11 protein-coding genes are annotated in these 13,887 nt (G+C 49.3%); all 11 read left to right on the top strand.

The window, feature by feature from the left end; translation table 11 throughout:
* The first annotated feature begins 24 nt into the window (after nt 1–24).
* The 11 genes from rseP (at nt 25) to AB3Y96_RS17590 (ending at nt 13,865) form a co-directional block, all read left to right on the top strand.
* Nucleotides 25–1,380 (top strand): sigma E protease regulator RseP, encoded by a 1,356-nt coding sequence (gene rseP, locus AB3Y96_RS17640; protein WP_367299839.1) that lies wholly within the window; start codon nt 25–27, stop codon nt 1,378–1,380.
* Between the two features lie 37 nt (nt 1,381–1,417).
* Nucleotides 1,418–3,826: an outer membrane protein assembly factor BamA gene (bamA, locus tag AB3Y96_RS17635; RefSeq protein ID WP_367299838.1), complete on the top strand. Its 2,409-nt coding sequence runs from the start codon at nt 1,418–1,420 to the stop codon at nt 3,824–3,826.
* 174 nt (nt 3,827–4,000) lie between these two features.
* Complete coding sequence (skp, locus tag AB3Y96_RS17630; RefSeq protein ID WP_025800218.1) at nt 4,001–4,498, top strand: molecular chaperone Skp; 498 nt, start codon at nt 4,001–4,003, stop codon at nt 4,496–4,498.
* Nucleotides 4,499–4,501: 3 nt separating this feature from the next.
* Nucleotides 4,502–5,524 (top strand): UDP-3-O-(3-hydroxymyristoyl)glucosamine N-acyltransferase, encoded by a 1,023-nt coding sequence (gene lpxD, locus AB3Y96_RS17625; RefSeq protein WP_367299837.1) that lies wholly within the window; start codon nt 4,502–4,504, stop codon nt 5,522–5,524.
* 156 nt (nt 5,525–5,680) lie between these two features.
* Entirely contained in the window at nt 5,681–6,136 is a 456-nt protein-coding gene (fabZ, locus tag AB3Y96_RS17620) for a 3-hydroxyacyl-ACP dehydratase FabZ (protein ID WP_025800216.1), read from the top strand.
* A gap of 3 nt (nt 6,137–6,139) precedes the next feature.
* Nucleotides 6,140–6,928, top strand: a complete 789-nt coding sequence (lpxA, locus tag AB3Y96_RS17615) for an acyl-ACP--UDP-N-acetylglucosamine O-acyltransferase (protein WP_061553608.1) — start codon at nt 6,140–6,142, stop codon at nt 6,926–6,928.
* Nucleotides 6,929–6,931: 3 nt separating this feature from the next.
* The gene (lpxB, locus tag AB3Y96_RS17610) at nt 6,932–8,122 is read left to right on the top strand and encodes a lipid-A-disaccharide synthase (protein WP_072309691.1); all 1,191 of its coding nucleotides are present in this window, start codon (nt 6,932–6,934) and stop codon (nt 8,120–8,122) included.
* Nucleotides 8,123–8,145: 23 nt separating this feature from the next.
* The gene (rnhB, locus tag AB3Y96_RS17605) at nt 8,146–8,757 is read left to right on the top strand and encodes a ribonuclease HII (protein ID WP_367299836.1); all 612 of its coding nucleotides are present in this window, start codon (nt 8,146–8,148) and stop codon (nt 8,755–8,757) included.
* Between the two features lie 56 nt (nt 8,758–8,813).
* Nucleotides 8,814–12,296: a DNA polymerase III subunit alpha gene (dnaE, locus tag AB3Y96_RS17600; RefSeq protein ID WP_367299835.1), complete on the top strand. Its 3,483-nt coding sequence runs from the start codon at nt 8,814–8,816 to the stop codon at nt 12,294–12,296.
* A gap of 12 nt (nt 12,297–12,308) precedes the next feature.
* Nucleotides 12,309–13,268: an acetyl-CoA carboxylase carboxyl transferase subunit alpha gene (accA, locus tag AB3Y96_RS17595; protein WP_025800211.1), complete on the top strand. Its 960-nt coding sequence runs from the start codon at nt 12,309–12,311 to the stop codon at nt 13,266–13,268.
* A 180-nt stretch (nt 13,269–13,448) separates the two neighbouring features.
* Nucleotides 13,449–13,865 (top strand): VOC family protein, encoded by a 417-nt coding sequence (locus AB3Y96_RS17590; RefSeq protein ID WP_072309693.1) that lies wholly within the window; start codon nt 13,449–13,451, stop codon nt 13,863–13,865.
* The last annotated feature ends 22 nt before the right edge of the window (nt 13,866–13,887 follow it).

Genomic DNA, 13,887 nt, shown 5'->3' with positions numbered 1-13,887 from the left:
CCGCTTGAGACAGGGAGCTTACCAATGACCAATATACTCTGGAGCCTGATTGCGTTTTTAGTGGCGCTTGGGGTGTTGATCACGGTGCATGAGTTTGGCCACTTTTGGGTGGCTCGCCGCTGTGGCGTGAAGGTTGAGCGTTTTTCTATCGGTTTTGGTAAGGCGCTGTGGCGTCGTGTAGACCGTAGCGGTACCGAATATGTGCTGGCTCTTATCCCGCTTGGTGGCTATGTCAAAATGCTGGATGAGCGTGTAGAGAGCGTTGCTCCTGAGTTTCGTCATCAGGCGTTTAATAACAAAACGGTGTGGCAGCGAGCGGCAATTGTTAGCGCAGGTCCTATTGCTAACTTTCTGTTTGCTATAGTCGCTTACTGGTTTGTGTTTGTTATTGGCGTTCCCAGCGTTCGTCCGGTTATTGGCGAAATTGTTCCTCAATCGGTAGCGGCCCAAGCAGATATTTCACCAGGATTGGAACTAAAGTCCGTTGCAGGTATCGAAACGCCTGACTGGGATTCTGTTCGTTTAGCGCTGGTCGGTAAAATTGGTGCGAAAGAGACCACCGTTGAAGTCGCGCCGTTTGGCAGTGACAATAAAACGCAGAAAACTCTGGATCTGACGCATTGGCAGTTTGAACCAGATAAGCAAGATCCGGTAGTTTCGCTTGGCATCGTGCCGCGTGGCCCGCAGATTGAGCCGATCCTTGCTGAAGTGCAAAAGGATTCAGCGGCTCAGAAAGCAGGTTTGCAAGTCGGCGATAGGATCGTTAAAGTCGATGGTCAGCCGTTATTGAACTGGCAAACTTTTGTTAAGCAGGTCCGTGAAAGACCTAACGAAAGCATAGCACTTGATATTGAACGCAATGGAAATATTCAATCATTGCAGTTAACACCAGACAGCAAATCTGTTGGTGCTGGTAAAATGGAAGGCTTTGCAGGCATCGCGCCGAAAGTTATTCCATTGCCTAACGAGTATAAGACGATTCGACAATATGGACCGTTTATGGCGATCTATCAGGCCAGTGATAAAACATGGCAATTGATGAAGCTAACGGTCTCTATGGTAGGGAAACTAATTACTGGTGATGTGAAGCTGAATAACCTGAGTGGGCCGATTTCGATCGCGCAGGGCGCAGGGATGTCAGCGGAGTACGGTGTTGTGTATTACCTAATGTTCTTAGCGCTTATCAGCGTTAATTTAGGGATTATCAACCTGTTCCCACTCCCAGTACTTGATGGTGGTCACTTGCTCTTCTTAGCGATTGAAAAGCTAAAAGGAGGGCCGGTTTCCGAGCGAGTTCAAGACTTCAGTTATCGCATCGGTTCTATTTTACTGGTGTTGTTAATGGGGCTTGCACTCTTCAATGATTTCTCGCGCCTTTAAGGGACGGGATTTAGGTTAGGAAGAACGCATAACAACGATGGCGATGAAAAAGTTGCTCATAGCGTCGCTGCTGTTTGGCAGCGCAACCGTATACGGTGCAGATGGATTCGTAGTGAAAAATATTCATTTCGAAGGCCTGCAGCGGGTCGCCGTCGGTGCGGCGTTACTTAACATGCCGGTTCGCGTTGGCGATACCGTCAGCGATGAAGATCTCAGTAACACTATTCGCGCATTATATGCGACCGGCAACTTCGAAGATGTTCGGGTGCTGCGCGATGGTGAGAACTTGATCGTGCAGGTTAAGGAACGTCCTACGATCGCGAGTATTACCTTCTCCGGTAACAAGTCTGTAAAAGACGACATGCTGAAGCAGAACCTTGAAGCTTCTGGCGTGCGCGTAGGTGAAGCTCTGGACCGCACAATGCTTTCTAGCATTGAAAAGGGTCTGGAAGATTTCTACTACAGCGTCGGTAAATACAGTGCGACGGTGAAAGCGGTGGTAACACCTCTGCCTCGTAACCGTGTTGACTTGAAACTGGTATTTACTGAAGGTAAATCCGCTCAGATTCAGCAAATCAATATCGTAGGGAACCACGCGTTCACCTCCGAAGAGTTGATTGCGCGTTTCCAACTGCGCGACGAAGTTCCTTGGTGGAACTTGGTTGGTGACCGTAAATATCAAAAACAAAAACTGTCTGGCGACTTAGAAACCTTGAGAAGCTTCTACTTGGACCGCGGCTACGCCCGTTTCAATATTGATTCTACTCAGGTGAGCTTAACGCCGGATAAAAAAGGCATCTACATCACCATTAACATCACTGAAGGCGATCAGTACAAACTGACCGGCGTTGACGTGAACGGTAACATGGCAGGTTATAGCACCGAAATCAACCGCTTGACCACGATTGAACCGGGTGAACTGTATAACGGTGCCAAAGTGACCAAGATGGAGGATGACGTTAAGAAACTCCTCGGTCGCTACGGTTATGCTTATCCAAAAGTGCAGACTCAGCCTGAAATCAACGATGCGGATAAAACCGTTAAGTTGCATATGAACGTCGATGCGGGTAACCGTTATTACGTGCGTAACATCAAGTTTGCAGGCAATGACACCAGTAAAGATTCCGTTCTGCGTCGCGAAATGCGCCAGATGGAAGGTGCGTGGCTGGGCAGCGACTTGGTCGATCAGGGTAAAGAACGTCTGAACCGTACCGGTTATTTTGAAACCGTTGATGTTGATACTCAGCGTGTTCCAGGTACGCCGGATCAGGTAGATGTCACCTATAAGGTAAAAGAGCGTAACACCGGTACTTTCAACTTCGGTGTGGGCTTTGGTACTGAAAGTGGCGTTAGCTTCCAAGTCGGCGTTCAGCAGGAAAACTGGTTGGGTACAGGTAATACCGTTGGTATTAGCGGTACCAAAAACGACTACCAAACCTATGCTGAACTGTCTATGACAGACCCGTACTTCACCGTTGACGGTGTGAGCTTGGGTGGTCGTATTTTCTATAACGACTTTAAAGCTGATGATGCGGATCTGTCTGACTATACCAACAGCAGCTATGGACTTGATGGCACCTTAGGGTTCCCAATCAACGAAAATAACTCGTTGCGTACCGGTCTGGGTTACGTACATAACTCCCTGTCTGATATGCAGCCACAGGTCGCTATGTGGCGTTATCTGGACTCCATGGGCCAGCATCTGGATGATACGAAGAAAGCTGATTATACCGCTGATGACTTCACGTATACCTTAGGCTGGTCATATAACAACGTTGACCGTGGATTCTTCCCAACTCAGGGCACGAAAGCGTCTCTGAACGGTAAAGTGACCATCCCTGGTTCTGATAACGAATACTACAAAATCACGTTCGATAGCCAAAGCTATCTGCCGTTGGATGACGATCGTTCTTGGGTTGTGATGGGGCGTTCCCGTTTAGGCTACGGTGATGGTCTTGGCGGTAAAGAAATGCCGTTCTATGAAAACTTCTATGCCGGTGGTTCTAGCTCGGTACGTGGTTTCCAATCGAATAACATCGGTCCTAAAGCGGTTTATCTGAATTCGAATGGCAGCATTGATAGTAGCAAGACGGATGACAATGACGCGGTGGGTGGTAACGCCATGGCAGTGGCCAGTCTTGAGCTGATTACGCCAACGCCGTTCGTGGGTGAGAAATATTCCAATTCTCTGCGTACCTCTATCTTCATGGATGCGGGTACCGTTTGGGATACTAATTGGGATAACAACGGTTGTGGAGCGACCTCCTGTAGTTCTCAGGGTATTCCTGACTACAGCGATCCGAGCAACATTCGTGTCTCTGCCGGTCTAGCACTGCAGTGGATGTCTCCATTGGGGCCATTGGTATTCTCGTACGCTCAGCCAGTTAAGAAATACGACGGTGATAAAGCGGAGCAGTTCCAATTTAACATCGGTAAGACTTGGTAATAAGCTACTCTATAAAAGCTACTGTATAAGGCATGGGGATACGTCCCCATGCCAGAATGCATAAGTTCCACTCAGAGCGTTCTTTTATAATGGACGTTGTGAGAGACACTATGGGTCGGTGCCTATGCGGTATACGTGTCGTCGACACATATGGGTGATGGTAAGGAGTCTAAATTGAAAAAGTGGTTATATGCGGCAGGTCTGGGCATGGCATTAGCAGTTTCTGCTAACGTACAAGCTGCTGATAAGATTGCAATTGTAAACGTATCCAGCATCTTCCAGCAGTTGCCACAGCGTGCAACCGTTGCAAAACAACTGGAGAACGAATTCAAGAGCCGCGCAACTGAGTTGCAGGGCCAGGAACGTGATCTGCAGTCAAAAATGCAAAAACTGCAACGTGATGGTTCTACCATGAAAGCTAGCGATCGTACCAAGATGGAAAAAGACATCATGGCACAGCGTGACGCTTTCTCTCAGAAAGCACAGGCTTTTGAGCAGGATAACCGTCGTCGTCAGGGCGAAGAACGTAATAAGCTGTTGAGCCGCATTCAGGATGCAGTTCGTGCCGTTGCTAAAGACAAAGGCTACGATCTGGTTATTGATGCAAATGCTGTTGCTTATGCTGATTCTTCCAACGACATCACTGCACAAGTGCTGAAACAGGTTAAATAAGGCATGGCTTCAATTCGACTCGCTGATCTCGCTCAGCAGTTGAATGCAGAGCTTCACGGTGATGGCGATATCGTCATCACCGGCGTTGCTTCAATGCATTCGGCAAAATCGCAGCAAATCACTTTTTTATCTAACAGTCGCTACCGTGAACAATTAGCTGCTTGCAATGCAAGCGCTGTGGTGTTGACTGAAGCGGATCTGCCTTTCTGTACATCGGCGGCGTTGGTAGTAAGAAACCCTTACTTAACCTACGCACTGATGGCACAGATTATGGATACAACACCGGCTCCGGCAAAAGATATTGCACCGAGTGCGGTGATTGATGCAACGGCTCAGCTTGGCAGCAATGTTTCTGTTGGCGCCAATGCGGTTATTGAAGAGGGCGTCGTGCTAGGCGACAACGTCATCATTGGTGCTGGTTGCTTCGTCGGTAAGTTCACGAAAATTGGTTCAGGCACACGCCTGTGGGCCAACGTTAGCGTTTATCATCAAATCGAAATCGGTGAGAAATGTCTGATTCAGTCAGGAACCGTTATCGGCGCTGATGGTTTTGGTTATGCTAACGATCGCGGCAATTGGATTAAAATTCCACAGCTCGGCACGGTACGTATCGGCGATCGCGTTGAAATTGGCGCATGTACCACCATCGACCGTGGCGCTTTGGATGACACCATCATTGGCAACGGCGTAATTATCGACAATCAATGCCAGATTGCACATAACGTTATGATTGGCGACAATACAGCAGTTGCTGGCGGTGTTATCATGGCGGGCAGTCTGAAGATTGGTCGTTACTGCCAGATTGGCGGTGCAAGTGTGATCAATGGTCACATGGAAATTTGCGACAAAGCCGTTGTAACGGGAATGGGTATGGTGATGCGTCCTATCACTGAACCGGGTATTTATTCCTCTGGTATTCCGCTGCAACCCAACAAGGCATGGCGTAAAACGGCAGCTCTGGTGATGAATATTGATGAAATCAATAAGCGTCTAAAAGCCGTTGAAAAGAAAGTCACTAATGACTAACGACTAAAGCCATACCTTTGTCAGTGAATACATATTCCTGGCATTTACCCTGTTTTACTGGGTATAAAACGATTTGCGGCCTGCATCATCGTCTCTTGTAGACATGAGGCGGGCCGTGTTGTTGATGACAATTAGTTTTCCTACAGGAAGAGTATTTTGACTACTGACACTCATACTCTCAATATTTCCGAGATTTTAGAGTTACTGCCGCACCGTTTTCCGTTCCTTTTAGTGGATCGCGTTCTTGATTTTGAAGAAGGCAAATTCCTGCGTGCAGTGAAAAACGTTACTTTTAACGAGCCGTTTTTCCAGGGCCACTTCCCTGGCAAACCGATTTTCCCAGGCGTGTTGATTCTAGAAGCTATGGCTCAGGCCACCGGTATTCTGGCATTCAAAAGCGCGGGCAAACTGGAGCCAGGCGAGTTGTACTATTTTGCTGGTATTGACGATGCTCGCTTTAAACGTCCCGTTCAGCCGGGCGACCAGATGATTCTGGAAGTTGAATTCCTCAAAGAGCGCCGCGGCGTAGCTCGCTTTAACGGTGTTGCCAAAGTAGACGGTAAGATTGTTTGCGAAGCTTCAATGATGTGTGCCCGTAGCCGGGAGGCCTAATACGTGATTGACCCAACCGCCTTTATCCATCCAAGTGCCATAGTCGAAGACGGCGCAGTCATTGGTGCCGGTGTGCATATCGGTCCTTTTTGCTACGTCGGCTCCCAAGTGGAAATCGGCGAAGGTACCGTGCTGAAGTCCCATGTCGTCGTCAATGGCATTACTAAAATTGGCCGTGATAACGAGATCTATCAGTTCTCCTCTATTGGTGAAGTGAATCAGGATCTTAAATATGCTGGCGAACCTACCCGCGTAGAAATCGGCGATCGTAACCGTATTCGCGAGAGTGTCACCATTCATCGTGGTACTGCACAGGGCGGTAACCTAACGAAAGTAGGTAGCGATAACTTGCTGATGATTAATGCGCATATCGCGCACGATTGTGTCATCGGTAACCGTTGTATTTTCGCTAACAACGCAACGTTAGGTGGTCATGTTACGGTTGATGATTTTGCGATCATCGGTGGAATGACAGCGGTTCACCAGTTCTGTGTGATTGGTGCGCATGTGATGGTCGGCGGCTGTTCTGGCGTCGCGCAGGACGTGCCTCCGTATGTGATTGCACAGGGTAACCATGCAACGCCGTTCGGCCTGAATATTGAAGGCCTGAAGCGCCGTGGTTTCGAAAAAGAGTCTCTGCATGCGATTCGTAATGCATACAAGATCCTCTATCGTAGCGGAAAAACGCTAGAAGAAGCCAAGCCAGAAATTGCCGAGTTAGCCAAACAGCAACCCGCTGTTCAGCTGTTCGTTGATTTCTTTGAGCGTTCGACTCGCGGCATTATCCGCTAAGCTATGACGTTATCTCAGATAGCCTCTGACTCGTTGTCGGTGGATCGCGTTTCGCGTCCGCTGACGATTGGTCTGGTCGCCGGGGAAACCTCCGGCGATATCCTTGGTGCGGGTTTAATCCGTGCTCTGAAAGCGCGTCACCCCAATGCGCGTTTTGTCGGCGTAGCCGGTCCTTTGATGCAAGCCGAAGGCTGTGAAGCCTGGTTTGAAATGGAAGAGCTGGCGGTGATGGGGATTGTTGAAGTTCTCGAACGCCTGCCTCGTCTACTTAAAATTCGCCGTGAACTGACCCAACGCTTTACCGAGCTTAAGCCTGATGTTTTCGTCGGTATTGATGCGCCTGATTTTAATATCACGCTGGAAGGCCGCTTAAAGCAGAAAGGTATTCGAACCATTCATTATGTCAGCCCCTCAGTGTGGGCGTGGCGACAGAAGCGTGTTTTCAAAATTGGCAAGGCAACCGATTTGGTTTTAGCCTTTCTGCCTTTTGAAAAAGCGTTTTATGACAGATTCAATGTTCCATGCCGTTTCATTGGTCATACGATGGCTGATGCAATGCCGCTCAACCCGGATAAACAGGCCGCGCGTCAAGCATTGGGTATTGCTCCCGATGCATTGTGTTTAGCGTTACTGCCGGGCAGCCGTAGCGCTGAAGTTGAAATGTTGAGTGCTGACTTCTTAAAAACAGCGACGATCTTGCGGGAGAAGTATCCGGCATTAGAAATCGTGGTACCGCTGGTCAACGCCAAGCGTCGCGAACAGTTTGAACGGATTAAAGCTGAAGTAGCACCAGAATTAACCGCTCATCTTCTCGATGGGCAAGCGCGTAATGCGATGTACGCCAGCGATGCGGCGCTGTTAGCTTCTGGTACGGCGGCGCTGGAATGTATGCTGGCGAAATGCCCAATGGTGGTTGGCTACCGCATGAAACCGTTCACCTTCTGGTTGGCTGAGCGTCTGGTGAAAACCGATTATGTTTCATTGCCGAATCTGTTGGCGCGCCGTGAGTTGGTACAAGAGCTGCTACAGCACGATTGCCAGCCTGAAAAATTAGCCGCTGCTTTACTGCCGCTGTTAGAAGGTGGTGAAGCCACTAAAGTCTTGCAAAAGACCTTCCTCGAATTGCACCAAAGTATCCGCTGCGGCGCCGATGAACAAGCGGCCGATGCGGTGCTGTCTTTAGTTAATCAATAAGTTAATCAATAGGCCGTAATTCAATGAGCACCAATTCAGTGAGTGACATTTTTGTCTATCCTATCGCGCAGCGAATTGCAGGCGTTGATGAAGTAGGACGCGGACCTTTGGTTGGCGCGGTTGTCACTGCGGCAGTGATCCTCGATCCTGCGCGTCCGATTGCGGGCTTGGCCGATTCGAAGAAATTAAGCGAAAAGCGCCGTAACGCGTTGTATGAAGAAATTATTGAGAAAGCGCTGAGCTGGAGCTTAGGCCGCGCAGAGCCGCACGAAATTGATGAGTTGAACATCCTGCATGCCACTATGCTGGCGATGCAAAGAGCTGTTGCAGGATTATCGATCGAACCTGATTTTGTGCTGATTGATGGTAATCGTTGCCCGAAATTGCCGATGGCTTCTCAGGCTGTGGTGAAGGGTGATAGTCGTGTGGCTGAAATTAGTGCGGCCTCTATTTTGGCTAAAGTCACCCGCGACCGTGAAATGGAAGTTCTGGATGCTCAGTTCCCAGACTATGGTTTTGCACAGCATAAAGGCTATCCAACGGCTTTCCATCTTGAGCGCTTAGCGCAGTTGGGAGCAACAGAACACCACCGTCGCAGCTTTGGGCCGGTTAAACGTGTTCTTGGGCTTATTTAATTAGCCCCCATGTATTTACCTCTTTAGTAACAGGTTTTTAGACGAGTAATTGACATATGGCAGAACCACGTTTCATACATTTGCGCGTTCACAGTGACTATTCCATGATCGATGGGCTGGCGAAAGTCGGCCCATTGGTTAAGAAAGTGGCTGCGCTGGGTATGCCTGCCTTTGCGATTACTGACCATACTAATATGTGCGGGCTAGTGAAGTTTTATGGCGCGGCGCACGGGGCTGGAATTAAGCCAATTATCGGCGCCGATGTATTGGTTAAGAGCGAAATGCTGGGCGATGAGCTTTCCCATTTGACCATATTGGCGGCAAATAACACCGGCTATCAAAACCTAACCCTGCTTATTTCACATGCCTATCAACGCGGGTATGGTGCCGATGGCCCGGTTATCGACCGTGATTGGCTGATTGAATACCGTGAAGGGCTGATATTGCTGTCAGGCGCACGCCAAGGTGACGTGGGCAAAATGCTGCTGCGTGGCAACCAGCAGCTAGCGCATGAGTGCGTTGATTTTTATCAGCAATATTTCCCCGATAGCTACTATCTGGAGCTTATCCGCACGGGCCGCCCTGATGAAGAAAGCTATCTGCATTTTGCCGTGGCCTTGGCTGAAGAGCGCGATCTTCCGGTGGTGGCTACCAACGATGTACGTTTTTTAGAAACCGGTGATTTCGATGCTCATGAAATTCGCGTCGCTATCCATGACGGTTTCACCTTAGACGATCCCAAACGGCCTAAAAACTACAGCGCTCAGCAGTACATGCGCAGCGAAGAAGAGATGTGTGAGCTGTTTGCCGACATCCCCGAATCGCTTGAAAACAGCGTAGAGATTGCTAAGCGTTGTAACGTGACGATCCGGTTAGGTGAGTATTTCCTGCCACAGTTTCCGACCGGCGAGATGTCGACAGAAGACTTCTTGGTGGCAAAATCCAAGCAGGGCTTGGAAGAACGTCTCGAGTTTTTATTCCCCGATCCTGAAGAGCGCGCCAAACGCCGTCCTGAATATGACGAGCGTTTAGAGGTTGAACTTAAAGTTATCAACCAGATGGGATTCCCCGGCTACTTCCTGATCGTGATGGAGTTTATTCAGTGGTCGAAAGATAATGGCGTACCAGTAGGGCCAGGTCGTGGTTCTGGTGCGGGGTCGTTAGTAGCCTATGCGCTGAAAATCACCGATCTGGATCCGCTGGAGTTCGATCTGCTGTTCGAACGATTCTTGAACCCAGAACGTGTTTCCATGCCTGACTTTGACGTCGACTTTTGCATGGAAAAACGTGACCGGGTTATCGATCACGTGGCTGAAATGTACGGACGTGACGCGGTATCGCAGATTATTACCTTCGGTACCATGGCGGCGAAAGCGGTTATCCGCGACGTTGGCCGCGTGTTAGGGCATCCGTATGGTTTTGTCGATCGTATATCAAAACTAGTACCGCCAGAGCCGGGCATGACGCTGGCGAAAGCTTTTGAGGCCGAACCGCAGCTGCCAGAAATTTATGAGGCTGACGAAGAGGTTCGTGCGCTGATCGACATGGCGCGTAAGCTTGAAGGCGTCACGCGTAACGCCGGTAAGCACGCCGGTGGGGTGGTGATTTCACCGACCAAAATTACTGACTTTGCGCCGCTATACTGCGACTCTGAAGGTAATCACCCTGTCACACAGTTTGATAAAAGCGACGTAGAGTACGCTGGTCTGGTTAAGTTTGACTTCTTGGGCCTGCGAACGCTGACGATTATCGACTGGGCGCTTGAGATGATTAATGCCCGCCGTGCTAAAACGGGCGAAGAGCCAATCGATATTGCGGCCATTCCGCTCGACGATAAAAAAAGCTTCGATATGCTGCAACGCTCGGAAACCACAGCGGTATTCCAGCTTGAATCGCGCGGCATGAAAGATTTAATCAAACGTCTGAAGCCTGACTGCTTCGAAGATATGATCGCATTGGTGGCGCTTTTCCGCCCCGGTCCTTTGCAGTCAGGGATGGTTGATAACTTTATCGACCGTAAGCACGGGCGCGAAGAGGTGTCTTACCCTGACGTTCAGTGGCAGCATGAGTCGCTGAAACCGGTGCTCGAGCCGACCTACGGCATTATCCTGTATCAAGAACAGGTTATGCAGATTGCTCAGGTGCTCGCCGGTTATACGCTAGGCGGCGCAGATATGCTTCGTCGTGCAATGGGCAAAAAGAATCCTGTTGAAATGGCTAAGCAGCGTGGTGGGTTCGAAGACGGAGCTAAAGCGCGCGGCGTTGATGGTGAACTGGCGGTTAAAATCTTCGATCTAGTGGAGAAATTTGCCGGCTACGGGTTTAACAAATCTCACTCCGCTGCCTATGCGCTGGTTTCATATCAAACGCTTTGGTTAAAGGCTCATTATCCGGCCGAGTTTATGGCTGCGGTTATGACTGCCGATATGGATAACACCGAAAAAGTCGTTGGCTTAGTAGACGAATGCTGGCGCATGGGGCTAAAAGTGCTGCCGCCGGATATCAACAGCGGGCAGTATCATTTCCATGTGAATGACGATGGCGAGATAGTCTACGGCATTGGTGCGATTAAAGGTGTGGGTGAAGGGCCGATTGAGGCTATCATCGACGCACGTAACGAAGGCGGACATTTCAAAGAGTTATTTGATCTGTGTGCTAGAACAGACACTAAAAAGCTAAACCGACGTATGCTGGAGAAGCTCATCATGTCTGGTGCGTTTGACCGTTTAGGTCCGCATCGTGCCGCACTGATGAATTCGCTAAATGACGCATTGAAAGCCGCTGACCAACACGCCAAAGCAGAGGCGATTGGTCAGGTGGATATGTTTGGCGTGCTGGCCGAAGCACCTGAACAAGTTGAGAAATCCTATAGCAGCGTTGCGCCGTGGCCTGCTCAGGTGGTATTGGATGGCGAACGTGAAACGCTGGGTTTATACCTAACAGGACACCCCATCACCCAATACCTGAAGGAGATAGAGCGCTACGCCGGTGGCATGCGCCTAAAAGATATGCATCCGACGGATCGGGGCAAAATGACCACTGCGGTTGGACTCGTAGTAGCAGCGCGAGTTATGACCACTAAGCGGGGTAACCGCATCGGGGTTTGTACACTGGATGACCGTTCCGGCCGTCTCGAAGTGATGCTATTTACCGATGCGCTCGATAAATATCAACATTTGCTGGAAAAAGACCGTATCCTGATAGCCAGCGGACAGGTCAGCTTTGATGACTTTAGCGGTGGGCTTAAAATGATCGCCCGCGAGCTAATGGACATCAGTGAAGCACGCGAAAAATATGCGCGTGGGCTTGCTATCTCGCTGACTGACAGGCAAATTGATGACCAGCTTTTAAACCGTCTCCGTGACTCGTTGGAACCACATCGGTCGGGGACGATTCCAGTGCATTTATACTATCAACGTGATAATGCACGCGCTAAGTTAAGATTTGGCGCGGCCTGGCGGGTAACGCCGACAGATCGCCTGCTAGTTGACCTTCGTACTCTAGTGGGTAATGAACAGGTTGAACTGGAATTTGACTAATATAGGAATACTATGAGTCTGAATTTTCTGGATTTTGAACAGCCGATTGCAGAACTTGAAGCGAAAATTGACTCGCTAACTTCAGTCAGCCGTCAAGACGAAAAATTAGATATTAATATCGACGAAGAAGTACAGCGCCTGCGTGATAAGAGCGTTGAACTGACGCGTAAGATATTTTCTGATCTGGGTGCATGGCAGGTTGCGCAGTTAGCGCGCCATCCGCGTCGTCCTTATACGCTGGATTATATCGAGCATATCTTTACTGACTTCGATGAGTTGGCAGGCGATCGCGCCTATGCTGATGATAAGGCGATTGTCGGTGGTATGGCTCGTTTGAATGGTCGCGCGGTGATGATTATTGGTCATCAGAAAGGACGTGAAACCAAAGAGAAAATCCGCCGCAACTTTGGTATGCCTGCGCCGGAAGGATACCGTAAGGCTTTGCGTCTGATGGAAATGGCCGAGCGCTTTAAACTGCCAATCATTACCTTCATCGATACCCCAGGAGCATATCCTGGCGTGGGTGCTGAAGAGCGTGGTCAGTCCGAAGCTATCGCTCGTAACCTGCGTGAAATGTCAGGTTTGACCGTGCCAGTTATCTGCACCGTGATTGGTGAAGGTGGTTCTGGTGGCGCGTTGGCTATCGGCGTTGGCGATAAAGTTAACATGCTGCAGTACAGCACCTACTCCGTTATCTCTCCGGAAGGTTGCGCCTCAATTCTGTGGAAGAGCGCCGATAAAGCGCCATTAGCCGCAGATGCGATGGGTATTACTGCTCCGCGTCTGAAAGAACTAAAGCTGATTGACTCCGTTATCCCTGAACCTTTGGGTGGTGCGCATCGCGATGTTCCTGCGATTGCTGCATCCCTGAAAGCACAGCTGTTAGCTGATTTAGGCGATCTTGATGTGTTAGAAACAGAAGAACTGTTGAATCGTCGCTACCAGCGTCTGATGAACTACGGTTACTGCTGATCTTCATCACGAGTGATGCTCATTCTAAAGCCCGGTTATGCCGGGCTTTGTTGTTTTTATCGTTCGTTCAATTTTTGCTGTTTGGCTTACACTTTATGAAGCGCTTTTTGTCAGCGTAAAATTGCTTTCTACATGGTTAAGGGGTAATTTTCCCGAGAATCGTTTGCATTTGGAGGCTATGTGAAACTCAATAAAATCCACCACATCGCAATTATTGCGTCGGATTATCAACGCAGTAAGTCTTTCTACTGTGATGTTTTAGGTTTTACGTTACTGAGCGAAGTTTATCGTGCAGAGCGTGATTCTTGGAAAGGGGATTTAGCGCTTAACGGGGACTATACGATTGAGCTGTTTTCATTTCCCAAGCCTCCCGCTCGAGTGTCTAGGCCTGAAGCCTGCGGTTTGCGCCACTTGGCATTTAGCGTCGATAATATTGATCGTGCGGTAAAACATTTGGAAAAGCACGCGGTGCATTGTGAAGAGGTACGCATTGATCCCTATACGGAACGTCGATTTACATTTTTCTCTGATCCTGATGGGCTGCCGCTTGAGCTCTATCAAGTGAGTGATGACTTGAAAAATAGTACCAATTGCTGAAAATATAATACCAAAAGTGCAT

The sequence above is a fragment of the Hafnia alvei genome, from assembly GCF_964063325.1.
GTDB lineage: Bacteria > Pseudomonadota > Gammaproteobacteria > Enterobacterales > Enterobacteriaceae > Hafnia > Hafnia alvei_B.
Note: the sequence above shows the minus strand (reverse complement) of the source record. Positions and strands in the feature narration are given on the sequence as shown.